The following is a 24,843-nucleotide window of genomic DNA, read 5'->3' on the forward strand; positions in this document are numbered from 1 at the left end:
AAGTTATGAAAAATAAAATCAAAAATGTTTTATTAGTTTCTGCTATGATTAGCTTGTTTTCAAGCTGCGTAAAAGAAGAATATGCTAATCCGATTGTTGCAGATTGTGTCAATCCTGGATTGATAGCAACAAAAGAAGTAAAAGATATTTATGCTATTGCAAAAAACCCTACGGGTACACCCGCAAATTCACCAACTTATACAGAGGATGACATTATAGAAGCCTATGTAATATCAAGTGATGAGGGAGGAAATTTTTTCAAAAGCATGTATTTACAGCCTCTTGATGGGTCTAAAGGATTCAACTTTTCTATAAATGAAGGGAATGTATACGCCAAAAATTTACAACCTGGTAAAAAAGTATTCTTGAAACTTAAAGGTTTGGCTTTTGCTAATCCTACTAGTTTTGGAATAGGCTTAATATTTGGTGCGCCACCAACAGATAAATTTGCTGTTGACAGACTTTCAGAATTAACCTATAAGCAATATATTATTCCATCATGCGATGTGGTTAGTGAAGATGCTATTGTAAAACATTTATCACTATCTGAAGTAAAAAAGGATATCTATTTAAATACCCTTGTTGAAATAGATGACGTGCAATTTAGTGACGCGACAGCTGGAGGTACATACGATACTGACAGGACAGATAACTCTGATTCAAGCACTATTATCAATAGCGGAGTTAAAGGATCTATTGAATTAGATGTGAGAGTAAGCCGATACGCTAATTTTGCAGGGTATAAAGTTCCAAGAGGACATGGAAAAATAAGAGGCGTATTGACTAAATATGGCACAGGTTATCAAATCATTATGAGAACCGAAAGAGACGTAAAAATGGAAAGCCCTAGAGTTTCACCTCCTGTGGATCCAGCACTTCAGTTCACAGGATCATTAACAGAGTCGTTTGAAAGTTATTCAGTAGGTGATAAGGTGTTCCCTAAATTTATAAACGATCAAACGGTTGGCAATAGATATTGGGCATTAAAGCAATTCCCTACAGGAACTGGAAATAAATATATCGAAATGACCTCTTTTGGTGGTGGTGGTGTAATTGCAAAAAGCTATTTCTTAGTTCCCGTTGATTTCACAGCAGCCAACACTTTTACTTTCAAAAAAGAAATTCGTTATAATGCTGGTGAAGTTTTAAAAGTGTTTTATGTAACGTCCGACAATTATGCACCAAACGGACCAATAGACGTGACTAAATTCACAGACATTACATCCTCATTCAGCTTGGTATATCCGGCTTCCGGCTCATCGGATAATTCTTTCTCAAGTGCAGGAACATATTCTATTCCAGCAAGTTTAACAGGTACTGGATTCTTCGTATTCCAATATTCTGGGACACCTACGGTGACTACAACAATACAATTGGATGACATTACGATAAACTAATTTTTATTGTTTTCAAACTATTAAAGAGGCTTTATAGCCTCTTTTTTTGTACCTAAAAATTTCCTAATTATCTCAATTACTAATTTGACATTATTCTAAATCAATTGTATTGGTAAATGGATAAATTCTCGGAATAAAGGTTGGGAATAAAATTAGTCCTCACAGAAAACATTCAAAATAGAATAAAAAAAGTAATTTTGTGTGACCGGGTTTAAATATGAAGATCATAATAGTAAATTTGGGCTCCAGAGAAGCGTAAATGCCGTTTCTGTAATCTTTTTTCCTAGATTGGGTATATTGAGGACAGAACGAAATAGAACGATTAAACAAACTTAATATGTTGAGAAAAACACTTCGTTTTTTATCCAAAATTCTACTATGGTTTTTTGCCCTATCCGTTTTGGGTGTTGTCATTTTTAAATATATACCCGTTCCTTTAACGCCGTTAATGGTTATTCGTTCCATTGAAAATGTATCAGAAGGGAAAGACATGATATGCAGCCATGATTGGGAACCTTTAGAGAAAATATCCTTAAATTTACAGAAAGCGGTAATTATTAGTGAGGATGCAACTTTCCTAAAACACAGTGGTTTCGATTTTAATGCCATTGAAAAAGCAATGAAAAACAACGAAAAAGGTAAAAAGCTGAAAGGCGGTAGTACAATATCGCAACAAACAGCCAAAAACGTATTTCTTTGGCAAGGAAGAAGTTATCTCCGTAAAGGGTTAGAAGCCTATTTTACCGTTTTGATTGAATTAGTTTGGGGAAAAGAACGTATCATGGAGGTCTACCTCAACAGCATAGAAATGGGCGATGGTGTTTATGGTGCAGAAGCAGCTTCACACTATTGGTATCGGAAAAACGCCTCCGAATTAACGAAACAGGAAGCTGCGGGAATTGCCGCAATTCTTCCAAATCCAAGAAAATTTAAAGCCACGAATTCGACTACCTTTATAAATAGGCGAAAAGATCGAATTGTAAAACAAATGAAATATATAGGAAAATTAGACTACTAATTTCCGGTAAATTTCAAAACTCCATTAGTCATTAATATCCCATTTGTTTCAAATCATTTGAGAATATTATAAAAAAAGCGGGGAATACCGTTTCCAATATTTATAAATCAATATCGCATTTAACAATGCAATTATTAAAGCTGCGCTCACCCCTGGAAAATCTAATAATAGATAAAAAAGCAAGATATTAATTGAAATAGGAGCCAATACCAATATAAAAAAAGGAACCCCTTTTTTTAAGAGCAACATAATTCCAATAAATACTTCCAAAATACCCACAACTGGAAAGATATATTTTGTGGCGCTCAATAATTTAATAAAATCTGCAGCCGCACCAGTTGGAGTTGGTAACGGGATGAAATGTAAAAAACTGTTACTTCCAAAAACAATGAGCACAGTCCCTAATACTATTCTTACGAGTAAAGTAAATTGTGAATTCATGTGATTTGATTTAGATTGTTAGTTAATTATTTTAAACTTATACCTAAATTTAAGAAATATTTTGCAGATTATTATATTTTTTCAATAAAATTATTCGTGGATGACTTTTATATCTGAATTTATAGGTAATGATGGGCTAATTTCCGTTTCTATCAAAATCTGTTTCTAAACCACACCTTCTGCCATTCTCTTTTCAATATCAAAAAAGTGACATGTTCAGCAAGGATGACTATATCTGAACCATCTAATTTTTTTATCTCATCTTCAGAAACATCTATTATGTAAAGCAAATTGAGATATTCGGCAAATTTATATTGAATTAATCGGTAGATTTTTTCGTGCAATTGAATCTTTAATTCATTAGGCGAAATGCTCATAGGCAAATCAATGCCCTCATTAGCCAAATTAAAATCCTTATTAATTTGTTCGATTAATTTTAAGTACAAGCTTTCGCTCTTTGCCTCAGAAAGCAACAAATCAGTAGATTTTGGGGAAATGAAATTCATGGAGCAATAAAAATATTATTTGATTTTTTATCCCAAGCGGATACAATTTTAGCCAATAGGACATCGCCTCCCGCATAAAAAAACACGGCACCCATTGGTGGATTTGCCGCAGGAATAGAGCCAAAAATTTTGGGAACCCAAATCCAACACTGAAAATACGTACCCACAAGTTCAATAAAGATAACACAAAGTGCAATGAAACAATAGAGGTTTTGCCATTTTTTCCTCATTAAAATCAAAAAAAACAGCCCTCCAAAAACTAAAGTAAAAATGTCATTTAGAAAAATCACAACCGACAAAAATAATACAATGAAAAAAAAGACGAAAAACAATCGCAAAATAGTTTCATTTTTAATCGCAAATTTTGTGTTGGCAAAGACATATCCAGAGCCATAGACTATGGCATGGCCAAAGGGGACATACAACGGAATAGCATCTGTCCTATAATTGTACATCCCTAATAAATTGCAAAAAATCAATTCGCCAATATAGGATAGAAAAACCATTACAAACATCAATTTTCTTAAATGCGAATCCGAAGACAGAAAGAAAAGTGAAAAATAAATAATGGCAAAAAAATTGGTTATTAATCTGGCATTAAAAAAATGTCGGGTGAAAAATACAGAATCAATCCCCAAGGCAGCTATCGTAAATACGGTAAAAAAAATTGCATAAAACAGTTGCTGTTTCTGATTTGAATGATCGCGATTGAAAACAGAATGTTGAAAAAATTTATCCATAAAACTACATTACTATACTTTTCTTCCCATCAAATTTTCTCCAAACAATTGTAAAATTGCTTTTTTGTCGTCATCTATATTTATTTTATGCAAAGTTTCAAACGCTTTTAAAGTATAATCCTGTATAGCTTTTTTTGTGACACGAGATGCTCCAGTTGCGTTAAAGACTGCTTTTACAGAGTTGATTTTATCTACGTTATCAATAGGATGAATTGAAAACAAATGCAGGAGTTGTTCTTTCTCATCTTCAGAAGCAAACTCAATAGCTTTAAGGTATAAATACGTTTTTTTGTTTTCGATGATATCCCCACCAACTTGTTTTCCAAAAGTTTCCGGATCTCCAAAAACATCCAGATAATCATCCTGCAACTGGAACGCCAAACCTAAATTTAAACCGAAATCATAAATTAAATTGGCATTTTCATTCGAAGTTTCTGCAATAATGGCTCCCATTTTCATCGCTGCTGCCACAAGAACAGCGGTTTTGTACTGGATCATTTTTAGATATTCAGGAATGGTGACGTCTTCCCTGTTTTCAAAATCAACATCCCATTGCTGACCTTCGCAAACTTCAAGTGCAGTTTTGCTGAATAATTTTGCCAACTCCTTAAAAATATTGGGTTCGTATTTTTCAAAAAATTGGTACGCCAAAATCAGCATGGCATCTCCCGAAAGAATTCCAGTATTAATATCCCATTTTTCATGAACCGTTTCGTTTCCTCTTCGCAAAGGCGCATCATCCATTATGTCATCATGGATTAAAGAAAAATTATGAAAAACCTCAACAGCCAAGGCTGCTGGAAGCGCTTTTTTATAGTCGGCATCAAAAACTTCACTACTCATTAGAGTCAAAACAGGGCGTATTCTTTTACCACCAAGTTCCAGAATATACCGTATAGGTTCATACAAGTTTTTAGGCTCCTTATCTTCATATTGTTCTTGTAAATAATCTGAAATAAACTCCTGATATTGGTATATGGAATGCATAAAATAAGGTTCAAATTTGAAAATAGCAAAGATACAATTCAATTATGAATTATGAGTTTTAAAAACGGTTCAAATTTATAGTCGCTATTGTTCTCTCTCCAAAATAATTAAAAACATTGGAAACTTTTTTGGTATTTAAAGTTTCCTTTGTATATTTGCACCGGATATAGAGATCTTTTCTGAATTAAGAAAGGTTCTTCATTACTTCAACCAAAGCCCAAAAAATAAATTAACAGAACAAATTATGAAAACAACTTGGGAAATTGATTCAAGCCAATCGGATGTTTTGATTAAAATGAGGCATTCCATAATCGCTTACTTAGCCGGAACAATAAATAAATTTAATGGTCATGTTGATATTAAGGACAATGAAATTGAGGACGCATCGATAGAATTTTCATTAGACGTAAACAACAAGGATACCAAACTGGAACAAATAGATACTCATTTAAGGCTAAACGATTTTTTAGATATCAATGAATACCCAATTATCAGTTTTAAATCTACGTCTTTCCAAAAAGTAAATAAAAACATCAATTTTTTGAAAGGGAACTTAACCATTAAAAACATAACAAAAGTGGTCGAACTTGATACCGAATTCATAGGATACAACACCTATAATGGAGATCGAAAAGCTGCTTTTGAAATAACCGGAGACATCAATCGCAAAGATTTTGGACTGGCATTTAATTCCTTTACCCAAACGGGAGGAATAGCATCGGGACAAGACATCAAGCTTATTGCTAATTTGGAATTTAAGGTTTAATAAAGAACAAGAAAATTATTTTGACATTCAACTCATTGGATTTAGAACAAAGTTTACTATCAATTTGAAACATATTAAGGAAAAATGAAAGATAAAATTATAGCAAAAGCAACCGATCTTTTCTTAAAACTCGGTTTTAAAAGCGTCACCATGGATGATATTGCCTGTGAAATGTGCATATCTAAAAAAACAATTTACAAATATTTCTGCAACAAGGAAATCCTCATTGCAGAAACAACAGAAATAGTTCATAAGGCAATTCATCAAAGTATTGACACTATAGTTGCCAAAAACCACAATGCTATAGAGGAAAATTTTGAAATCAGGAAGATGTTTAAAGAAATGTTTAAAACAGGAGAAGCCTCTCCTGCCTATCAACTAAGAAAACATTATCCTGAAATCTATGACAAGGTAATGTCCCGAGAAATAAATGAATGCAATGCCGTTTTTAAACAAAACATAGAAAAAGGAATCGAGCAGGGTTTGTACAGAAAAGACATCTCAATTGTCACCTATGTTGGTTTTTATTACACCCTGATTTTTAGCATTAATGGGAACACCAGCTCCGAAAATAAAGCAAAAGAACTGGAATTGCAAGCCTTGGAATACCACACCAGAGCTATGGCAACACCAAAAGGAATTATAGAACTTGAAAAACAATTATTACATTTTAATATATAAACACCCATTCATGAAAAGAATAATTTTAATCACTTTCCTAACCTTTGCCATAGTAGCAAATGCACAAGAAATAAAATCGTTAACCCTAAAAGAAGCGATAACTTACTCCCTAGAAAATAAAGCCGAGGCTAAAAAAGCAAGGCTAAAAGTAGAAAACAGCGAATATCAAATACAAGAGGTACGTTCCAGAGCATTACCACAAATTTCTGCCAATGGAAGTTTAACCTACAATCCTGTAATACAATCTACTTTCTTGGATGCAGGTGCCTTCGGAGGTGAAAAGGGAACAATCATACAAGCTAAATTTGGACAGCCTTGGAGTGCTACTGCGGGAGTCTCCTTAACTCAGAATTTGTTTGATCAATCCGTTTTTACTGGTTTAAAAGCAGCTAGGTCAACAAGAGAGTTTTATCAGATAAACGAGCAATTAACAGAAGAACAAGTGATTGAACGTGTTGCAAGCGCCTATTATCAAGTGTATGTGCAACGCCAAAAACTTACGGTTATTGATACAACATTCAAAAACACTTCAAAGATTAAAAATATTGTGAAGTCACAATATGAAAATGGTCTGGCAAAAAAAATTGATTTGGATCGAATTTCAGTAAAACTATCCAATATTAGTACGCAACGCCAACAAATTTCCAATGCGGTTCAACTGCAAGAAAACGCATTGAAGTTTTATATGGGAATGCCAATTGAAACTAAAATAAACATTCCACAAGCGGTATTTGAAGTGACCCCACAAGCACTTTCCGAAGCACCAAACACAACAAACAGAACGGAATATTTGCTTTTAAAGAAAAATGAACAATTACTGGAATTTCAGAAAAAATCAATCGTAGCAGGGTATTATCCAACACTTTCTTTAAATGGCAACTACAATTTTATTGGTCAAGGTCAAAAAATGCCGTTGGGAGCACTTCCTTCAGACGGAGTGTATTGGACAAATTTTTCATCGGTCGGATTAAATTTAAGAGTGCCTTTGTTTACCGGTTTCGGGACTCGTGCCAAAATAAGACAAGCAGATATTGAATTGAAAAAAATAAAAGAGGATTTGAGTGACACCAAGCTGGCGCTTGATTTGGCCTATGAAAACTCCAAACTGCAAATAGACAACAGCTTAGTGACCATAAAAACCCAAAAAGAAAATGCACAATTGGCTCAAGAAGTTTTAGACAATACCAAAAACAATTACTATCAAGGACTGGCTTCCTTAACCGATCTATTAGATGCTGAAAATGCTTTAACCGAAGCACAAAACAATTACACTTCAGCAATATTAGATTACAAATTAGCAGAAATTCAATTAATCAAATCAAAAGGCGAATTAAAAAACTTAGTAAACTAAATAACTCAAAATGAAAAAAACAATTTACATCATAATTGCTGTGGCATTAATAGGAGGTGCAGCATTCACATTAATCAACAACAAGAAGAAAAACGCAGAAGATACAGCCATTGTAGCCGAAAAAAATAGTTCTGTTGCCGTACGAACTGCCACAGTGACTACCGGAAAATTGGATGACGTATTTAAAGCAAACGGAAACTTTGAACCTATTCAAGAATTAACATTTTCGGCAGAAAAATCAGGAAAAGTAATTCGTGTTTTAGCAAAAGAAGGCGACTATGTAACTGTAGGACAAACATTGGCAATCGTTAGAAGCGATGTCATAAACGTTAATGCCCAAACTGCAAATTCATCCTATCAAAATGCAGCAGCAGATTATAGCAGATATGAAAATGCCTTTAAAACTGGAGGTGTTACTAAACAACAATTAGATCAAGCAAAGCTGGCAATGATAAATGCTAAAGCTCAATTAACCCAATCAAATATCAACGTTGGAGATACTAGAATTAAAGCTCCAATTAGTGGTTTTATCAATAAAAAATACATTGAGCAGGGTTCTATTTTAACAGGAATGCCAGCAACTGAATTGTTTGACATTGTGAATGTTTCTAAACTAAAGTTAAAAGTTAGTGTTAACGAAAGCCAAGTGGCAAGCTTGAAACTAGGAAACAGTGTAGCTATTGCTGCAAGTGTATTTCCAGACAAATCACTAACTGGCAAAATCACTTTTATTGCTTCAAAAGCGGATGAAACTCTAAATTTCCCAATAGAAATTGAAATAGCCAACAATCCAAATAACGAAATCAAAGCAGGAATGTACGGAACTGCAACTTTTGGAACCAATACTGCAAAACAAGCCGATGTCAAAACTATACCAAGAACGGCTTTCGTAGGTAGTGTGAGCAGCAACCAAGTATTTGTGGTATCCAACAATATAGCTACTTTGAAAAAAATCGTTTCTGGAAGAATCTTTGGCGACAAAGTAGAGATCTTGGACGGATTAAACAATGGCGATACTGTCGTTACAAGCGGACAAATCAATTTGAGCGACAGTACCAAAGTAAGCATCGTTAAATAATTTCCTTAAAGACAACAAATGAAAATAGTTGATATATCCATAAAACGACCATCAATAGTCATAGTATTATTTACCATATTACTATTGGGTGGCCTGTTCAGTTACAAACAACTGAGCTACGAATTAATTCCAAAATTTGAAATCAATGTAGTTACAGTTTCGACCGTATATCCAGGAGCTTCGCCGGGTGAGGTTGAAAATACCGTGACCAAAAAACTGGAAGATGCCATTTCCACCATGGAAAACATCAAGAAAATTGAATCCAAATCGTACGAAAGTCTTTCGGTGGTAATGATAACCCTAACTACTGAAGCCGATGCCGATTACGCCTTGAATGATGCCCAACGAAAAATCAATGCGGTATTAAAAGACCTTCCGGAAGATGTTGATCCACCATCCTTGAGCAAATTCTCGCTGAGCGATTTGCCGATCATGACAATTGGCGCCACTGGAAAAATGGACGAAATTGCCTTCTATGATTTATTGGACAAAAAAATCCAACCAATATTGTCTCGTGTTCCCGGTGTGGCACAGGTAAACCTCGTGGGTGGACAAGAGAGAGAAATCAAAGTAAGTTTAGATTCCAAAAAACTGCAAGGATATGGACTTTCTGTTCCTCAGGTACAACAAGCCGTTCTTGGTTCCAACCTTGATTTTCCAACAGGAAACATCAAAACCAGAGAAAACAAAACACAAATTCGTTTGTCTGGAAAATACAAATCGGTGGAAGAAATGCGTAATTTGGTTATTTCATCAAACAATGGTGTACAAATTCGTTTGGGAGACATTGCCGATGTTCAAGACGCACAAAAAGATGTAGAAAAAATTTCGAGAGTAAATCAAAAAAGTTCCATCATTCTTCAAGTTATCAAACAATCGGATGCCAATGCCGTTGAGGTAAGTGCCAAAGTAAAAAAAGCCATTGCCCAAATCGAGAAAGATTATGCCAAATCGAATTTGAAATTAGCGGTAGCCAACGATAGTAGCGAATTTACCCTAACTGCTGCCGATGGGGTAATGCATGATTTATTTATTGCCATATTCTTGGTGGCTTTTGTAATGTTGTTCTTCTTGCACAGTATTCGTAATGCATTGATCGTTATGGTTTCGATTCCAGCTTCGCTAATTGCGACTTTCATCGGAATATATTTAATGGATTACACCTTAAACTTGATGAGTTTATTAGGACTTTCGTTAGTGGTAGGTATCCTTGTGGATGATGCGATTGTGGTTCTGGAAAACATTCACCGCCATATGGAAATGGGTAAAAACAAAGTACGTGCTGCTTATGACGGAGCTGCCGAAATTGGTTTTACCGTAATGGCGATTACGTTGGTAATCATCGTGGTATTCCTTCCAATTGCAATGAGTACCGGACTTGTTTCCAATATCATCACTCAATTTTGTGTAACGGTAATTATTGCCACCTTGTTCTCCTTGCTAGCTTCATTTACCATCGTGCCTTGGTTGTTCTCCCGTTATGGAAAATTAGAACACATCACCAAAAAGACATTCTTTGGTCGAGTTATTTTAGGTTTCGAATCTTATTTAGACGTCTTTACCCACAAAGTAACCGACATCTTAAAATGGTCATTGAAGTATAAAAAAACTACTCTTGCCATTGTTTCAGTACTTTTCTTGGCCTCGACGATGGGATTAGTTGGTGGAGGTTTTATTGGAGGGGAATTCTTTGCCAAAACAGACAAAGGAGAATTCTTGGTACAAATTGAAATGCCAAAAGATGCTTCGGTAGAGCAAACCAATTTCATGACCCAAAAAGCCGAGGAATTTTTACGAAACGATAAAAATGTGGTGGATTTGATTACTACCGTTGGGCAAACCAGTGAAGGAATGGGAGCCACACAAGCTACTGCTTACAAAGCGGAAATCCTAGTTTCATTGGTTGACAAAACCAAACGTGATGACGACTCCTTCATATTTGCGGCAAAAATCAAACGTGAATTAGAAAAAGTATTGGTTGGAGCTAAAGTTAAAACCGTTCCTATGGGGATAATGGGAGCTGACCAAGCGCCAATTATGTTAACCGTTACGGGGTCAAATTTTGAAGATGTGATAGCCTTTGCTACCAAAGCGGCAGCTGAATTGAAAAAAATTCCGGGATCATCAGAAGTTAAATTAACCTCCGAAGCAGGAAATCCTGAAATTAAAGTGGCTGTAAACCGTGATAAAATGGCTACTTTAGGGTTGAATCTTCAAACAGTGGGGATGACCATGCAAACGGCTTTTAGTGGGAATACAGATGGAAAATTCCGCGCTGGAGAATACGAGTACGACATTAACATTCGTTTTAATGAATATGACCGTTCGAATGCTAAAGATGTCAACGACTTAATTTTCATAAACAATGCAGGTCAACAAATTAAGTTATCGCAATTTGCCGATGTAATAGAAAGTTCTGGACCAAGTATGTTAGAGAGAAGAGACAAGAGTACTGCTGTAACTATACAAGCACAAACTGTTGGTCGTCCTTCTGGCACAATCGCTGGCGAATGGGAAGCCGTTTTCTCAAAAATGGAGAAACCAGCGGGTGTAAATTATATTTGGGGTGGTGATATGGAAAACCAGACCGAAGGTTTTGGAACACTTGGAATTGCACTTTTAGCGGCTATTATCTTGGTATATCTTGTAATGGTAGCTTTGTATGATGATTTTGTTACTCCATTTGTGGTGTTGTTTTCCATTCCGTTATCGTTCATCGGAGCTTTATTAGCCTTGGCTTTAACAAACAACTCACTAAATATCTTTACAATATTAGGGATTATCATGTTGATTGGTCTGGTGTGTAAGAATGCGATTTTATTAGTTGACTTTGCTAACCACAGAAAAGAGGCTGGAGAAACGACATTCAACGCCTTAATTCAAGCCAATCATTCGCGTCTTCGTCCTATTTTGATGACGACAATTGCCATGGTAATTGGTATGATTCCTATTGCCTTGGCCAAAGGCGCCGCTGCCGAAATGAACAACGGATTGGCATGGGTAGTTATCGGAGGTTTGATGTCTTCCCTTTTCCTTACTTTGATAGTTGTGCCTGTAGTATATGCTATTTTTGATAGCATAAGAGTACGTTTAGGTAGAGATAAAAAAGTAAATTATGGCGAATTGATGACTGCCGAATACAAACACCGAAAATTAGTGGACGGTTTTAATCCAAAACATAAGGTTTAAAAAAACTTGGAATAGCATTTTAAAAAAAATAGACAGTAGTAAGCAAATGTTTACTGCTGTTTTTTATTTAATAAATACTCCTATTTATTTGGCTTTATTGACGCATTAAACATTCGTTCGGTGAAAACCATTTAAATTGTTTATTTCTGTCTTAAATGCGGCTGTTTTTGGCCTGATTTTAAGGGAACACATACTTAATAGTTTCAAAATTACTTATGACAAGTTCTGTTTTTGATAATCTAATGATGTTGTCAATAACTAAGTATTGATTTTTGAAGCTTTAAAATTCTCTTAACGTCATTGAATTATTCTTGTTATTGAAATAATCTTTTAATTGAAAACCGCCCAAAATTAATATCCAAAATAAAGGCAATGCAATAGTAAAAATGGGCGTTAGAGAATCGTAACGCAAATAAGGATTGGGATTAGTATAATCTTCTGGCGAAACCAAAGTCCAAAATATAATTCCAGATATTAAAGATATTCCTAAAAGAGCAGCACTAAGACGCCTAGTTAATATTATACTTTTTTGAAGGTTTGTAATATTTTGACTAAAAAAAGGTATAAAAAACAGTAGAGAGAGATATTCTTGTCCTGGCGACCATCCTGTATATGGAATTATACTTCTATATAAATCTTTATTTGATCCTAGATGAATATAGATGCTTGCAATTGTCATTAAGAATGAAAAGAGAAAGAGCAATTTAAGGTCTAAAGGTGAATTCTTGATTTTTACCTTTACTTCTTTTAAAATTTCATTTATGGGTTTCATTTTGTTTCGATTCGATTTAACAAAGATAAGACATGTGAAATTAATTAAAAGTATCAAAGCGAAAAACTATTAGCACATCTCTATTAAGACTCCCTCCAATTTTATAATGAAAAAATCTTTATTCTAAAGATTTCCAATAATTTGATCCATAACCCAACTGGTATGTGCAGCTGTTAATCCGCTAGAAGGATGTGTCGTTTCACCAAGAAGATGATTGCGCATATTTTCAACATGATACAATTGTATGTGTTCAGGATTTTCTATGTAAAGTTCGGTTGTTCCATGTTCGTTAATAAGAGCCACTGGTTTGTCATCGAATACCGAGAAGTGAATTTTACCCTGACTTCCAAAAATTTCAACAACATCTTCTCGCATGCTACAGCCAAAGTTCCAACTTCCAGTTCCCGTAATTCCTGATTCATGTAGCCAACAGGCTGTTAAAGCATCATTTGCGGAATATAAGCCTTGTTGATTGATACAAATGCCAGAGACTTCTTTTACATTTCCGAAAAGATAGGTAAACAAATCAAGTCCATGACAAGCCAAATCATCAAAATAACCACCAGTTGCAATAGTAGAATCGGTACGCCAATTGTAATTTTTACTCAAATCTAGTGGTGATGCGGGTTTACTCAAATGCCATCTCAAATGTCTAATGTTACCTATGGAATTGTTGTCAATCCATTTTTTTATTTGGTTAAAACGCGGTAGAGAACGTCTATAATATGCAACAAATAAAGGAATATTTTTTTGTTTGAATGCTTCGCAAATAACAAGACAATCAGCATAATTTGGCGCTAATGGTTTTTCAATACAACATATTTTACCTGCCTGAGCTACTTTAAGTCCATAATGTTTATGACTGTCAGGGGGCGTGGCAATGTAAATAGCATCAATTTCTGGGTCGTTGATTAGTTCATCGGCATTCGTGTAAAATTTGTTGATATGATGCCTCTTTGCATAATCAGCAGCCTTTTCACCATCTCTTCTCATCACGGCAACGATTTGAAATCCATCTGTTTTTTGGTAAGCAGGGCCACTTTTTATTTCGGTGACATTTCCACAGCCCAAAATGCCCCAACGAATAATTTTCGAATTACTATTTTTATACATCATTCAGAATTGATTCTATGATTTATAACTATTAAAAGCAAATTTAGTTTAAAAAGTTGGGTATTGATTTTAGAAAATCATACTCCTGAAATAAAAAAACCATCTGTAAGGATGGTCTTTAAATATATTTTAAGGGAAAAATTTAACCTAATAAATCCAATACCAAAGAAGGAAATAATCCCAATACAACATTCAATGCTATCGATACAACAGCCACCGCATAAATAAAGAACGGCGTACCTGCTCGTTCTTCGTTAGGCTCTTTAGTATACATGGCTAAAATCAGCTTAAAATAGTAACCCACACTTATGATGGAGTTGATTACTGCGACAATCACCACTACAAGATATCCCGCCTCTATGGTTTGATTAAACAATACTAATTTGGCGAAAAACCCAGAGAAAATAGGGATTCCAGCCATGGAGAGCAAGGCTCCGGTTAATACAGCCGCTAATAATGGGTTGGTTTTTCCCAAACCGTGAAAGTTCACAATATCTTCATTATCCCGATTTTTGCAAACATATAAAATAACACTAAAAGCAGCAATTCCAGCCAAGGAATAAGTGGAAGCATAATATAATAAGTCGCTTGCGGATGTTGACAAACTCAACAAAGCCATTAACATAAAACCAGCGTGAGAAATTCCGGAAAAAGCCAGCATTCGTTTCACGTTCGTTTGTCTTAACGCCATGATGTTCCCAACGGTCATCGAAGCTATAGAAAGGACGACAATAATAATTTGAAACGCATAGGAGATATTGGCATTCATTACTGACAATAATTTGTATAACGTAGCCATAGCAACCACTTTGGCTAACGTACTCATGGTTGCCGTTGTCAATGCAGGTGAACCTTCATAAACATCGGGAGCCCAGAAATGAAAAGGAACAGCTGCAATTTTGAAAAGCATTCCGATGGTAACCATTGCTATTCCTATTGGAAACCAAATTGGTAATTCAGCGGAACGAGACAATTCGCTAATTTCGACAACGTCAAAACTTCCCATAGCACCATATATCAAGCAAATTCCGAACAATATGATTCCCGAGGCAAAGGAGCCCATTAGGAAATATTTCATACCGGCTTCGTTGCTTTTTAAATTCATCCTGTTGCTTGCTGCCAAAACATACAGTGAAATAGACAATACTTCTATCCCTAAAAAGAACATGGCTAAATTTCCAAAAGAAACCATAGCCACTGCGCCTGACAATAAAAATATTTTTATGGCAATAAAATCAGACAACTTGGATTGATGATCCTCATAGAAATTATGGCTTAAACCCACCAAGAAAATGGTAAGTACGATGAACAAACTTGAAAATGCCATTGAAAATTTATTAACTACAATCATGTTATTGTAGAAACTTCCGGAAGTATTAAATTCCGATACCGTTAATCCAAGAATAGCTAATAATCCGATGATGGTCATTGGAACAATGGCTTTTCTTAAATTTAAAATTTCAAATAAAAGGCATAAAACACCTAATCCTGTTATAGCTATTAATGTATTCATTTTTTTATTTGACTAGTTACGGTTTATTTGAGTTAGGATATTTTCAAGACTTGGCGTGATCAAGTCTATGATTGGTTTTGGATACATTCCAAAAAAGAATAATACGGCGACAATAATCACCATTGTTAATCCTTCGTTTAGGGTTACATCTGCAAAAATTTTCTTGTTTGTTTCTCCCAGCATCACGTGTTGAAACATTTTCAGCATATAATACGCTCCTAAAATAATGGTTGTTCCACCTAAAATGGCAAACCAAATGTTAATTTGAGAAAGGCTGTACAAAACGGTAAACTCACCAACAAAGTTAAATGTGGATGGCAATGCAACAGAGGCCAATACCAAAATCATAAACATGGAAGTAAATTTAGGGGATTGGGAACGAATACCTCCCATTTCTGAAATGGTTCGGGTATCGTATCTTCTGAAAATGATTTCGGCCGCAAAAAATAATCCTACCACCACAAAACCATGGGCAATCATTTGCAAAACCGCACCACGCAATCCGTCAAGGGTTAAGGTATAAGCTCCTGCGGCAATTAATCCAACGTGTGCCAAGGAGGAATAAGCTAATAATTTCTTCAAGTCTTTTTGGCGTAAAGCGACTATTGAGCCATAAATTACTCCTGCAATTCCAAGCGCTATGAAAACAAACATGTATTGTTTAGCCGCCAATGGCGCAATGGGCAATTGCCAACGAATGACACTGTACAATCCCATTTTTAGCATAATCCCAGAAAGCAACATGGTTCCAACGGTTGGTGCTTTTTGGTAGACTTTTGCTTGCCAGGTATGAAAAGGGATTATTGGAATTTTGATGGCATAAGCCAAGAAGAAAGCCAAGAATATCCACAATTGCTCAGAAGCGGTTAAATCTAATTTGTATAAATCATCTATTAGCAAACTTCCTGCTCTTTGGTACAAATAAATAAAAGCAACCAGCATGAATAACGAACCCGCTAAGGTGTAGATAAAGAATTTTACCACAGCCGTTTTACGTTCTTCGGCATCTCCGTTACCCCAAAGCAAAGCAATGAAGTAAATTGGGATTAATGACAATTCCCAGAAAATGTAATACAACAATCCGTCAGCGGCAAGAAAGGTTCCTGCCATGGCAAATGCCATAAACAAGATTAAAGCATAAAAAGATTTGGCGTTTTTATATTCATTCCCGAAAGAAGAAAATATAATTAACGGGGTTAAAGCAGTTGTCAATAAAAGCATCGCCAAGGAAAGTCCATCCGCTTGTAAAGCAAAAGAGATGTTCGGTTGTGAAATCCATTGGTTGATGAAACTGATGTTTTCGCCGGCATTAAAATGGTTTAGCAAGACAATTGAACAGCCTAAGACGGCTAAACTAAAGAACAAAGCCACTTTTGAAGCTAGTTTGTCACCAGCCAAATAAGTTGCAAATGCACCAACTAAAAGTAAAATTAATAGAAGAGATACGTTCATAGTAGAAATTATTGAGCTAAGAATAAATAGGAAATAATGGCACAAAGTCCGAGAACAAAAGCAAAAAGATAAAACCCAATGCTTCCGTTATGTAATTTTTTACCTTGAAAACTTAATTCATTGGTCACTTTCGCTAATCCAAAAACCAATGCTGATATAGAAGTCTCGATATAATCTCTAAAGAAACCGGACAATGCATTGATTGGTTTCACGAAAAGGACATCATACGCTTCATCAACATAATATTTGTTGTAAAGCACTTTTGAAATTCCTGTGATTTTAGAATCTTCTTCGGGAACACTATTTTGTTTGATGTATTTAGAATAGGCAATTCCTATTCCGATGAATGCACCAGCCAAAGCAATTGCCATTAAGCCATATTCAAAAGTTCCCAAAGTGTGTTCTTCTTCAGTCACTTTTCTGAAAATGGGAGCCAAATACTCATTCAACCAACTATTTTTTGGCAAACTAATTAAACCACCAATGAAAGATAAAACAGCAAGTATAATTAACGGCGCGGTGATCAAAGAAGGGCTTTCATGTAAATGGTGTTTTTGGTCTTCTGTTCCTCTAAATTCTTTGAAGAACGTCAAATACATCAATCTAAACATATAAAATGCAGTCATAATCGAGGCGACAGAACCAATAACCCAAAGAACAATATTGTGTTCGAAAGCAGTGATTAAAATTTCATCTTTAGACCAGAACCCTGCGAAAGGAAAAATTCCCGCAATCGCCAAAGAAGCGACTAACATGGTCATAAAAGTAATTGGCATTGCTTTTTTCAAACCGCCCATTTTGCGCATGTCTTGTTCTCCTCCTAATGCGTGAATTACAGAACCGGAACCCAAGAATAAACAAGCTTTAAAGAAAGCATGCGTTACAACATGAAAAATAGCAACTTGATAAGCTCCTAATCCCAAAGCCAAGAACATCAATCCCAATTGAGAAACGGTAGAATAGGCCAAAACTTTCTTGATGTCATTTTGAACCAATCCAATAGTTGCGGCAACTAATGCAGTTATAGCACCGATTATGGCAATTATATTTTGAACTTCTGGAGTTAAATCAAATAAAAAATTTAATCTTGAAATCATAAAAATTCCGGCAGTTACCATTGTCGCCGCGTGAATTAATGCCGAAACTGGTGTTGGACCAGCCATTGCATCGGGTAACCAAGTATATAACGGAATTTGTGCCGATTTTCCGCAGGCACCAATAAATAAGGCAAATGCGGCAACGCCAAGCCAGTAAGAATTAAGATTGGTTGCTCCAGAAATTGCGGTTTTTAAAGTGGTGAAATCTAAGGTTGAAAATAACATTCCCAGAATAAAGATACCGATTAACAATCCTAAATCCCCAATTCGGTTCATAATGAAGGCTTTTTTCGCAGCATCATTATACTCTTGGTTTTTATGCCAAAAGCCAATCAATAAGTAAGAACAAAGACCAACGCCTTCCCAACCAATGAACATTACTAATAAGTTACTTCCAATTACCAAGGTAATCATGAAAAATACGAATAGATTCAAATAAGCAAAAAACGTGTGCATCTTCTCATCATCGTGCATGTAACTAATGGAATACAAATGAATCAGAGAACCTATTCCCGTCACAAAAAGCAACCATAAAATCGATAATTGGTCTAAAAGCAATCCAAAACTAAGGTTGAAATTGCTGATGGAAATCCAATCAAAAAGTATAATTTGAATTGGTTGTTTTGCAACTGTAATATATCCAAAAAAATATAAAGTTACAGCAAAAGAAACAACTACTGAAAGCGTTCCTACAATTCCCGAAAAGGTCTTTCCTAATTTTTTCCCGAAGAAAACATTTATTAAAAATCCTAATAAAGGAGTTAACAGTAAGACTAAAGCTAAATTGGTATCCATTGAAAATTATCCTTTTAAGTTTTTTAAATTGGCCACGTCAATCGTTCCTGAATTTCTAAATATCGACACTAAAATTGCCAAACCTACGGCAACTTCTGCTGCTGCTACCGCCATGGAGAAAAACACGAAAACCTGTCCTTGAGCATCTTGATGATACGTTGAAAAAGCCACAAACAACAAGTTGACCGCGTTCAGCATAATCTCAATTGACATAAATACGATGATGGCATTTCGTCTGTACAACACCCCAAAAACGCCAATACAAAAAAGTATTACGCAAAGGAAGATGTAATTTTCTATACCAATTTGATTTAATATATTATTCATATTATTTCTCTAGTTTTTCTTTTTTAGACAATAAAACGGCGCCAATCATGGCAACTAAAAGCAATATGGAAGCATATTCAAAAGGAACCATATATTCGTTTAACAAGACTTTACCCAATACCTTAATGGATTGGTAATCTTCGCCAGTTACATCATAAGAACCATCGGCAATTGGTTTTGAGTTTATGAAAATCAGTATCAAAACAAAGCAAATCAAACAAAAGGAAACAATAGCACCTAATCGTGTAATTCTGGGCTTGTGAACCTCATTTTCCTTATTCAAATTCATTAACATAATGGTAAACAAGAACAAAATCATGATTGCCCCAGAATAAACTATGACATGAACAATGGCTAAAAACTGGGCGTTCAGCAACAAGTAATGACCTGCAACCGAAAAGAAGCAAATCACTAAATAAATAGCACTATGTATGGGGTTTTTGCTAAAAACGGTCAAAAAAGCCGTTAACAATGTTATGGCAGATAGAATACAAAAAAGTATAAGTAAAATGGACATTTAGTTAGCGTTTTTAAGTTGAGTATTTTTCATTGCCATATCTAAAGGCATCACTAATTTATCTTTTCCAAAAATAAAATCTTCCCTTTCGTAACTTGACGGCACCAAAACTTTCGAGGTTGTCAAATAAATAGCATCTTTCGGACAGGCTTCTTCACATAACCCACAAAAAATGCAACGCAACATATTGATTTCGTAGATCTCCGCATATTTCTCTTCTCTGTACAAATGTTTTTCGTCTGCTTTGCGCTCGGCCGCCTTCATCGTAATGGCCTCTGCCGGGCAAGACAGGGCGCACAATCCGCAGGCGGTGCAGTTCTCACGTCCCTGTTCGTCACGTTTCAACATGTGTTGTCCGCGATAAACTGGACTCATCGTTCTTACTTGTTCAGGGTATTGAATGGTCACTTTTCTGCGAAACAAATGTTTTAAGGTAATCCATAAGCCCTTAACAATCGCTATAAGATACATTGTTTCCAAAAAAGTCATTTCCTTGTTGGAAACCACCTTTTTTCTTCCCGATAAGGATATTTCTTGTATTGACATTTCGTAATTTTTATTTGAAGCTTAATCCTGCTATCCGTTTCAATCCATTCGCCGCGACGAATGGGATTTCCACTGCTATCAGGGCTAGGGCTTTTCGCTATTAATTATGTTTTTAATTTTTATAACCTATTTTATTTCGTTCCACTTTATTATCTTGTTTTTCCATTAATTCATCCAAATAACTAAAAACCAATTCTATGTTTTTATCGTGATTGATTAATTTCTTTTTAATCTCTTCTATTTCTAGTTTCGTATTCAAATTATTGGTTATAAATTCCCTCAAACTCACAAATACTTCAATTATTTTAATACTCATTTGAGTTGCTCTTTCACTTTTTAACACGTTTGCCAACTGCAACACACCGTGTTCAGTAAAAACATAAGGTAGCTTTCTTGTTCCTCCCCATCTTGAAGTCGCAAATTGCGACTTCAAGTTTTGGAATTCATTTTCATTCAGTTGAAACATAAAATGCTCTGGAAATTTTAATGAATTTCTCTTTATTTGTTCATTAATTCGTTTAGTTTCCACATCAAATAATTCTGCTAAATCTTTATCTAACATCACCTTTTGGTTTCTAACAAAATAAATTTTATTAGTTATTATTTCATCTGGAATAATTATTTCACTCATGTTTAGAATTAATCTTTGAAATATTAAAATCCTAAATAAGTTGCAATATCGTGTCTCAAAAGCACAATTCCTGTAATCATAATATTAATGATAGACAACGGAATCAGTATTCTCCATCCCAAATGCATCAATTGGTCGTATCTAAATCTTGGAATCGTCCAACGAACCCACATGTAGAAGAAGATAAATCCACAAATTTTTGCAAATAAAACGGCTATTCCAATGACATTGGCAATATTAACGCCCCAGTTTTCAACAGCCCAACTCATTCCAGGATAATTATACCCCCCAAAGAATAAAACTGCCAATATGGTGGACGATATAAACATATTCGCATATTCAGCAAACAGATAAAATCCCATTTTCATGGAAGAGTATTCCGTGTGATACCCGCCTATTAATTCTGTTTCGCATTCCGCTAAATCAAAAGGCGTTCTGTTGGTTTCTGCAAAAGCACAAATCAAAAAGATTAAAAACGATAAAGGCTGGTAAAAAACGTTCCAACCCATTCCGGATTGTTGTGCCGAAATCTCCCTCAAACTCAATGTTCCGGTCATCATTAACAAAGCAATCACTGAAAGACCCATGGCCACTTCATAAGAAACCATTTGTGATGCGGCACGAACCGCCCCCATTAAGGAAAACTTGTTGTTAGATGCCCATCCGCCAATCATGATTCCGTAAACTCCAACGGATACAACTCCGAAAACATACAACAAAGCTACATCAATATCAGTCGCCTGAAGTAAAATATCCCTTCCAAATAAATGAAATCGATCTCCCCAAGGAATAACAGCACTCGTCATTAAAGCCGTACTCATGGCAATTGCCGGGCCAACAACGAATAAAAATTTATTAGGCGTATTAGGGAAAAATTCTTCTTTAGAAAACAATTTTAAACCATCCGCAAGAGGCTGAAACAATCCTAAGGGACCTGCCCTATTCGGACCAATCCGATCTTGAAGCCAAGCGGCAACTTTACGTTCTGCCCAAGTAGAATACATTGCCATAAGCATGGTTACACCAAAAACCACTAGTATTATGACGCTTTTGTCTATGATAAGTGTACTATTCATTATTGCCTAGACTTTGTTGGTTAATAATGTCTTCATCAGTCAAAGGAATAGCTGGCATACTGATTTTTTTACGGTCAATATCCCTACCCAATAAAATATTTTTCTCGGTAGCGATCTCCACTTTGTGTAGTTTCCTGTAGTATTTGTTTTGGTTGATTACCGAATCTTTCTCGAATTTTCTTGGCCCTTCGATAACCCAGTCTTTCAATTCTTTGTGGTCAAAACGACATCCATTACAGATGAATTCGTCTACTTCGTGGTATTCGTTTTTTCTTCCGGTAACCCGTTGAATTTCGTCACCAAACATCCAAACGGTTGTTTTTCCAGAACAGGTAGGACAATCTCTGTGTGCATTGTAGGGTTTATTGAACCAAACTCTAGATTTGAATCGAAACGTTTTATCCGTCAATGCTCCAACAGGGCATACATCAATCATATTTCCTGAAAACTCATTGTCAATGGCTTTTGAAATGCAAGTCGAAATATTAGAATGATCCCCTCTATCCATAACTCCGTGCACCCGATTGTCTGTCAATTGATCGGCAACCATCACACAACGGTAGCAAAGTATGCAACGATTCATGTGCAGTTGAATATTCGGTCCGATATCTTCCGGCTCAAACGTTCTTTTCTCTTCAATATAACGGGATTCAGATTTACCGTGTTCGAAACTCAAATTTTGCAAATCACATTCTCCCGCTTGATCACAAACTGGGCAGTCTAATGGGTGGTTGATTAACAAAAATTCCGTTACCGATTTCCTTGCTTCTTCCACTCTAGGCGAAGATTTGCTGGCAATTTCCATTCCGTCTTGGCAGCCTGTTACACAAGATGCCATTAATTTTGGCATGGGTCTTGGGTCGGCTTCACTTCCTTTGGTAATATCAACCAAACAACAACGGCATTTTCCGCCACTGCCTTTTAGTTTAGAATAATAGCACATGGCTGGCGGAACGACTTCTCCACCAATCATACGTGCAGCCTGCAAGATGGTTGTTCCTGGTTCTACTTCTATACTTTGACCGTCTATGGTTACTTTCATGTTTAAAGTCTTAACGTCTTAATGTCAAATGTCTTAATGTCGAATACATTTCGACTTTACTTCTTTTGACTGTCATTTAAATATTTTATAAATCCACTTAATAATTTTGATATATCTGAAACATTTAAAAATAATTCATCGAATTCTATCTTTGAAATATAGTTTAAATCTAATGCTAAATATAATTGCGACCTTACTTCGGCAGCTGATGCTTTTGATACATACAAAAAATAAACAAATTCTTTATCTGTATTCCTTTCAAAACCTTCGGCAATATTTGAAGAAATTGAAATTGAAGCTCTTCTAATTTGTCTAACTAAATCGAAATCTTTTTTAAAAATTGTATTCTCTGTTATTTCATAAATCCTTTTATTAAATAATCTAGATTTTTGCCAAGAATTAATCTCTTCAAAAGATTTAAATTTCCCCATTCTTTCTTTACGTTATGACTTTCAACTTTAGGACATTACGACTTTCGAAAAAGGCTCATTTACAAAATGATCTCTATTTTTTATTTTTTCCGGGAAACGGATGTGGTATTCAAATTCATCTCTAAAGTGACGAATTGCGGCTGCTACAGGCCAGGCTGCTGCATCACCCAACGGACAAATCGTATTTCCTTCAATTTTACTCTGAATGCTTAAAAGTAGATCGATGTCTTCTTCACGACCGTGACCATTTTCTATTCGGTGCAATACTTTTTCCATCCAACCGGTTCCTTCACGGCAAGGCGAACATTGTCCGCAACTTTCGTGGTGGTAAAATCTCGAGAAATTCCAGGTATTGCGAACGATACAAGCAGTGTCATTATAAACAATGAACCCTCCCGATCCTAACATGGAACCAGTTGCAAATCCACCGTCACTCAAACTTTCGTAAGACATCAATCGGTCTTCGCCTGCAGCGGTTTTATATATCAAGTTTGCTGGTAAAACGGGAACAGAACTTCCTCCCGGAACGAATGCTTTTAATGGTCTGTCGGAACTCATTCCGCCTAGATATTCATCGGAATTCATGAATTCGTAGACGCTTAATCCCAATTCAATCTCATAAACTCCGGGATTTTTAATATGTCCGGAAGCGGAGATTAATTTGGTTCCCGTAGAACGACCTATTCCAATTTTTGCATAATCCGCACCCGAATTGTTGACAATCCAAGGCACCGAAGCAATGGTTTCTACATTATTCACCACGGTTGGGTTAGCCCAAAGTCCAGAAATGGCAGGGAACGGCGGTTTGATTCTTGGGTTTCCACGTTTGCCTTCCAAAGATTCAATCAACGCTGTTTCTTCTCCACAAATGTAAGCTCCGGCACCGCAGTGAACATAAAGTTCTAAATCATATCCAGAACCTAATATATTTTTTCCCAAAAAACCAGCAGATTTGGCTTCGTTAATGGCTTTCTCCAATATTTTATAAACCCACATGTATTCTCCACGAATGTAGATATAAGAAAGGTTAGCTCCCAAAGCATAACTGGAAGTAATCATTCCCTCAATCAATAAATGAGGGATAAATTCCATCAAATAGCGATCCTTAAAAGTTCCTGGTTCCGATTCATCGGCATTGCAAACCAAATGTCTTGGTTTTCCTGATTTTTTGTCAATAAAACTCCATTTCATTCCTGCTGGGAAACCTGCACCACCACGACCTCGTAATCCAGAAGTTTTCACTTCTTCAACCACTTCGTCTGGAGTTAATGTTTTTAAGGCTTTTTCTACAGAAGCATAACCGCCGTTTTTACGATACACTTCATAGGTTTTAATACCTGGAACATTTATTTTGTCTAATAATATTTTTTGTGACAT

24 protein-coding genes are annotated in these 24,843 nt (G+C 35.6%); 7 read left to right on the forward strand and 17 right to left on the reverse strand.

Translation table 11 applies throughout. The features are described 5' to 3' along the window. Nucleotides 1–5 precede the first annotated feature (5 nt). Nucleotides 6–1,397: a DUF5689 domain-containing protein gene (locus DB895_RS02640; RefSeq protein ID WP_208012126.1), complete on the forward strand. Its 1,392-nt coding sequence runs from the start codon at nucleotides 6–8 to the stop codon at nucleotides 1,395–1,397. Between the two features lie 337 nt (nucleotides 1,398–1,734). Then, the gene (gene mtgA, locus DB895_RS02645; RefSeq protein WP_116723797.1) at nucleotides 1,735–2,415 is read left to right on the forward strand and encodes a monofunctional biosynthetic peptidoglycan transglycosylase; all 681 of its coding nucleotides are present in this window, start codon (nucleotides 1,735–1,737) and stop codon (nucleotides 2,413–2,415) included. 66 nt (nucleotides 2,416–2,481) lie between these two features. Here mtgA and DB895_RS02650 read toward each other — a convergent pair whose 3' ends face one another. The 4 genes from DB895_RS02650 to DB895_RS02665 all read right to left on the reverse strand — a co-directional run bounded on the left by DB895_RS02650 (nucleotide 2,482) and on the right by DB895_RS02665 (nucleotide 5,089). After that, nucleotides 2,482–2,856: a DoxX family membrane protein gene (locus tag DB895_RS02650; RefSeq protein WP_116723798.1), complete on the reverse strand. Its 375-nt coding sequence runs from the start codon at nucleotides 2,854–2,856 to the stop codon at nucleotides 2,482–2,484. A 152-nt stretch (nucleotides 2,857–3,008) separates the two neighbouring features. Further along, nucleotides 3,009–3,362 (reverse strand): hypothetical protein, encoded by a 354-nt coding sequence (locus DB895_RS02655; RefSeq protein ID WP_116723799.1) that lies wholly within the window; start codon nucleotides 3,360–3,362, stop codon nucleotides 3,009–3,011. Beyond that, the gene (locus DB895_RS02660) at nucleotides 3,359–4,102 is read right to left on the reverse strand and encodes a hypothetical protein (RefSeq protein WP_116723800.1); all 744 of its coding nucleotides are present in this window, start codon (nucleotides 4,100–4,102) and stop codon (nucleotides 3,359–3,361) included. The genes DB895_RS02655 and DB895_RS02660 overlap by 4 nt, the downstream gene beginning before the upstream one ends. 12 nt (nucleotides 4,103–4,114) lie before the next feature. Beyond that, complete coding sequence (locus tag DB895_RS02665; RefSeq protein WP_116723801.1) at nucleotides 4,115–5,089, reverse strand: polyprenyl synthetase family protein; 975 nt, start codon at nucleotides 5,087–5,089, stop codon at nucleotides 4,115–4,117. Between the two features lie 244 nt (nucleotides 5,090–5,333). Between DB895_RS02665 and DB895_RS02670 the strand changes: the two genes are divergently transcribed. The 5 genes from DB895_RS02670 (at nucleotide 5,334) to DB895_RS02690 (ending at nucleotide 12,154) form a co-directional block, all read left to right on the forward strand. Then, entirely contained in the window at nucleotides 5,334–5,855 is a 522-nt protein-coding gene (locus DB895_RS02670; protein WP_116723802.1) for a YceI family protein, read from the forward strand. A gap of 84 nt (nucleotides 5,856–5,939) precedes the next feature. Then, complete coding sequence (locus DB895_RS02675; RefSeq protein WP_116723803.1) at nucleotides 5,940–6,536, forward strand: TetR/AcrR family transcriptional regulator; 597 nt, start codon at nucleotides 5,940–5,942, stop codon at nucleotides 6,534–6,536. A gap of 10 nt (nucleotides 6,537–6,546) precedes the next feature. Continuing rightward, nucleotides 6,547–7,887 (forward strand): TolC family protein, encoded by a 1,341-nt coding sequence (locus tag DB895_RS02680; protein ID WP_116723870.1) that lies wholly within the window; start codon nucleotides 6,547–6,549, stop codon nucleotides 7,885–7,887. 10 nt (nucleotides 7,888–7,897) lie between these two features. Further along, on the forward strand, nucleotides 7,898–8,965 hold the full coding sequence (locus DB895_RS02685; RefSeq protein WP_116723804.1) for an efflux RND transporter periplasmic adaptor subunit: 1,068 nt from the start codon (nucleotides 7,898–7,900) through the stop codon (nucleotides 8,963–8,965). Between the two features lie 18 nt (nucleotides 8,966–8,983). Beyond that, nucleotides 8,984–12,154: an efflux RND transporter permease subunit gene (locus tag DB895_RS02690; protein ID WP_116723805.1), complete on the forward strand. Its 3,171-nt coding sequence runs from the start codon at nucleotides 8,984–8,986 to the stop codon at nucleotides 12,152–12,154. A 280-nt stretch (nucleotides 12,155–12,434) separates the two neighbouring features. On the opposite strand, the gene DB895_RS02695 is transcribed toward DB895_RS02690, so the two are convergent. From DB895_RS02695 to nuoF, 13 genes are all read right to left on the reverse strand, one after another. Beyond that, nucleotides 12,435–12,926 carry a hypothetical protein gene (locus DB895_RS02695; protein WP_116723806.1) on the reverse strand — a complete coding sequence of 164 codons (492 nt, stop codon included), beginning with the start codon at nucleotides 12,924–12,926 and terminating at the stop codon, nucleotides 12,435–12,437. Between the two features lie 123 nt (nucleotides 12,927–13,049). Beyond that, nucleotides 13,050–14,042 carry a Gfo/Idh/MocA family protein gene (locus DB895_RS02700; protein ID WP_394336316.1) on the reverse strand — a complete coding sequence of 331 codons (993 nt, stop codon included), beginning with the start codon at nucleotides 14,040–14,042 and terminating at the stop codon, nucleotides 13,050–13,052. A gap of 139 nt (nucleotides 14,043–14,181) precedes the next feature. Then, complete coding sequence (locus DB895_RS02705; RefSeq protein ID WP_116723807.1) at nucleotides 14,182–15,552, reverse strand: NADH-quinone oxidoreductase subunit N; 1,371 nt, start codon at nucleotides 15,550–15,552, stop codon at nucleotides 14,182–14,184. Between the two features lie 12 nt (nucleotides 15,553–15,564). Next, nucleotides 15,565–17,004: a complex I subunit 4 family protein gene (locus DB895_RS02710; RefSeq protein ID WP_116723808.1), complete on the reverse strand. Its 1,440-nt coding sequence runs from the start codon at nucleotides 17,002–17,004 to the stop codon at nucleotides 15,565–15,567. A gap of 8 nt (nucleotides 17,005–17,012) precedes the next feature. Further along, on the reverse strand, nucleotides 17,013–18,896 hold the full coding sequence (gene nuoL / locus DB895_RS02715; RefSeq protein ID WP_116723809.1) for an NADH-quinone oxidoreductase subunit L: 1,884 nt from the start codon (nucleotides 18,894–18,896) through the stop codon (nucleotides 17,013–17,015). A 6-nt stretch (nucleotides 18,897–18,902) separates the two neighbouring features. Further along, nucleotides 18,903–19,223: an NADH-quinone oxidoreductase subunit NuoK gene (nuoK, locus tag DB895_RS02720; RefSeq protein ID WP_116723810.1), complete on the reverse strand. Its 321-nt coding sequence runs from the start codon at nucleotides 19,221–19,223 to the stop codon at nucleotides 18,903–18,905. Between the two features lies 1 nt (nucleotide 19,224). Next, the gene (locus DB895_RS02725; RefSeq protein WP_116723811.1) at nucleotides 19,225–19,740 is read right to left on the reverse strand and encodes an NADH-quinone oxidoreductase subunit J family protein; all 516 of its coding nucleotides are present in this window, start codon (nucleotides 19,738–19,740) and stop codon (nucleotides 19,225–19,227) included. Beyond that, on the reverse strand, nucleotides 19,741–20,286 hold the full coding sequence (gene nuoI / locus DB895_RS02730; RefSeq protein ID WP_116723812.1) for an NADH-quinone oxidoreductase subunit NuoI: 546 nt from the start codon (nucleotides 20,284–20,286) through the stop codon (nucleotides 19,741–19,743). Nucleotides 20,287–20,398: 112 nt separating this feature from the next. Next, nucleotides 20,399–20,917: an ORF6N domain-containing protein gene (locus tag DB895_RS02735; protein WP_116723813.1), complete on the reverse strand. Its 519-nt coding sequence runs from the start codon at nucleotides 20,915–20,917 to the stop codon at nucleotides 20,399–20,401. 23 nt (nucleotides 20,918–20,940) lie between these two features. Next, a complete protein-coding gene (gene nuoH / locus DB895_RS02740) occupies nucleotides 20,941–21,993 on the reverse strand; it encodes an NADH-quinone oxidoreductase subunit NuoH (RefSeq protein WP_116723814.1) in 1,053 nt (350 codons plus the stop codon). Further along, a complete protein-coding gene (locus DB895_RS02745) occupies nucleotides 21,986–23,035 on the reverse strand; it encodes a 2Fe-2S iron-sulfur cluster-binding protein (protein ID WP_116723815.1) in 1,050 nt (349 codons plus the stop codon). The genes nuoH and DB895_RS02745 overlap by 8 nt, the downstream gene beginning before the upstream one ends. 56 nt (nucleotides 23,036–23,091) lie before the next feature. Beyond that, entirely contained in the window at nucleotides 23,092–23,466 is a 375-nt protein-coding gene (locus DB895_RS02750) for a four helix bundle protein (protein ID WP_116723816.1), read from the reverse strand. Nucleotides 23,467–23,493: 27 nt separating this feature from the next. Continuing rightward, on the reverse strand, nucleotides 23,494–24,843 hold the full coding sequence (gene nuoF / locus DB895_RS02755; RefSeq protein ID WP_116723817.1) for an NADH-quinone oxidoreductase subunit NuoF: 1,350 nt from the start codon (nucleotides 24,841–24,843) through the stop codon (nucleotides 23,494–23,496).

The sequence above is a fragment of the Flavobacterium psychrotolerans genome (genome assembly GCF_003097635.1).
Lineage (GTDB): Bacteria > Bacteroidota > Bacteroidia > Flavobacteriales > Flavobacteriaceae > Flavobacterium > Flavobacterium psychrotolerans.

What these genes read in the sequence shown, in the direction of transcription:
- DB895_RS02640 (WP_208012126.1), top strand. Translation starts at nt 6, where the DNA reads ATGAAAAATAAAATCAAAAATGTTTTATTAGTTTCTGCTATGATTAGC.
- mtgA (WP_116723797.1), top strand. Translation starts at nt 1,735, where the DNA reads ATGTTGAGAAAAACACTTCGTTTTTTATCCAAAATTCTACTATGGTTT.
- DB895_RS02650 (WP_116723798.1), bottom strand. Translation starts at nt 2,856, where the DNA reads ATGAATTCACAATTTACTTTACTCGTAAGAATAGTATTAGGGACTGTG.
- DB895_RS02655 (WP_116723799.1), bottom strand. Translation starts at nt 3,362, where the DNA reads ATGAATTTCATTTCCCCAAAATCTACTGATTTGTTGCTTTCTGAGGCA.
- DB895_RS02660 (WP_116723800.1), bottom strand. Translation starts at nt 4,102, where the DNA reads ATGGATAAATTTTTTCAACATTCTGTTTTCAATCGCGATCATTCAAAT.
- DB895_RS02665 (WP_116723801.1), bottom strand. Translation starts at nt 5,089, where the DNA reads ATGCATTCCATATACCAATATCAGGAGTTTATTTCAGATTATTTACAA.
- DB895_RS02670 (WP_116723802.1), top strand. Translation starts at nt 5,334, where the DNA reads ATGAAAACAACTTGGGAAATTGATTCAAGCCAATCGGATGTTTTGATT.
- DB895_RS02675 (WP_116723803.1), top strand. Translation starts at nt 5,940, where the DNA reads ATGAAAGATAAAATTATAGCAAAAGCAACCGATCTTTTCTTAAAACTC.
- DB895_RS02680 (WP_116723870.1), top strand. Translation starts at nt 6,547, where the DNA reads ATGAAAAGAATAATTTTAATCACTTTCCTAACCTTTGCCATAGTAGCA.
- DB895_RS02685 (WP_116723804.1), top strand. Translation starts at nt 7,898, where the DNA reads ATGAAAAAAACAATTTACATCATAATTGCTGTGGCATTAATAGGAGGT.
- DB895_RS02690 (WP_116723805.1), top strand. Translation starts at nt 8,984, where the DNA reads ATGAAAATAGTTGATATATCCATAAAACGACCATCAATAGTCATAGTA.
- DB895_RS02695 (WP_116723806.1), bottom strand. Translation starts at nt 12,926, where the DNA reads ATGAAACCCATAAATGAAATTTTAAAAGAAGTAAAGGTAAAAATCAAG.
- DB895_RS02700 (WP_394336316.1), bottom strand. Translation starts at nt 14,042, where the DNA reads ATGATGTATAAAAATAGTAATTCGAAAATTATTCGTTGGGGCATTTTG.
- DB895_RS02705 (WP_116723807.1), bottom strand. Translation starts at nt 15,552, where the DNA reads ATGAATACATTAATAGCTATAACAGGATTAGGTGTTTTATGCCTTTTA.
- DB895_RS02710 (WP_116723808.1), bottom strand. Translation starts at nt 17,004, where the DNA reads ATGAACGTATCTCTTCTATTAATTTTACTTTTAGTTGGTGCATTTGCA.
- nuoL (WP_116723809.1), bottom strand. Translation starts at nt 18,896, where the DNA reads ATGGATACCAATTTAGCTTTAGTCTTACTGTTAACTCCTTTATTAGGA.
- nuoK (WP_116723810.1), bottom strand. Translation starts at nt 19,223, where the DNA reads ATGAATAATATATTAAATCAAATTGGTATAGAAAATTACATCTTCCTT.
- DB895_RS02725 (WP_116723811.1), bottom strand. Translation starts at nt 19,740, where the DNA reads ATGTCCATTTTACTTATACTTTTTTGTATTCTATCTGCCATAACATTG.
- nuoI (WP_116723812.1), bottom strand. Translation starts at nt 20,286, where the DNA reads ATGTCAATACAAGAAATATCCTTATCGGGAAGAAAAAAGGTGGTTTCC.
- DB895_RS02735 (WP_116723813.1), bottom strand. Translation starts at nt 20,917, where the DNA reads ATGAGTGAAATAATTATTCCAGATGAAATAATAACTAATAAAATTTAT.
- nuoH (WP_116723814.1), bottom strand. Translation starts at nt 21,993, where the DNA reads ATGAATAGTACACTTATCATAGACAAAAGCGTCATAATACTAGTGGTT.
- DB895_RS02745 (WP_116723815.1), bottom strand. Translation starts at nt 23,035, where the DNA reads ATGAAAGTAACCATAGACGGTCAAAGTATAGAAGTAGAACCAGGAACA.
- DB895_RS02750 (WP_116723816.1), bottom strand. Translation starts at nt 23,466, where the DNA reads ATGGGGAAATTTAAATCTTTTGAAGAGATTAATTCTTGGCAAAAATCT.
- nuoF (WP_116723817.1), bottom strand. Translation starts at nt 24,843, where the DNA reads ATGTCACAAAAAATATTATTAGACAAAATAAATGTTCCAGGTATTAAA.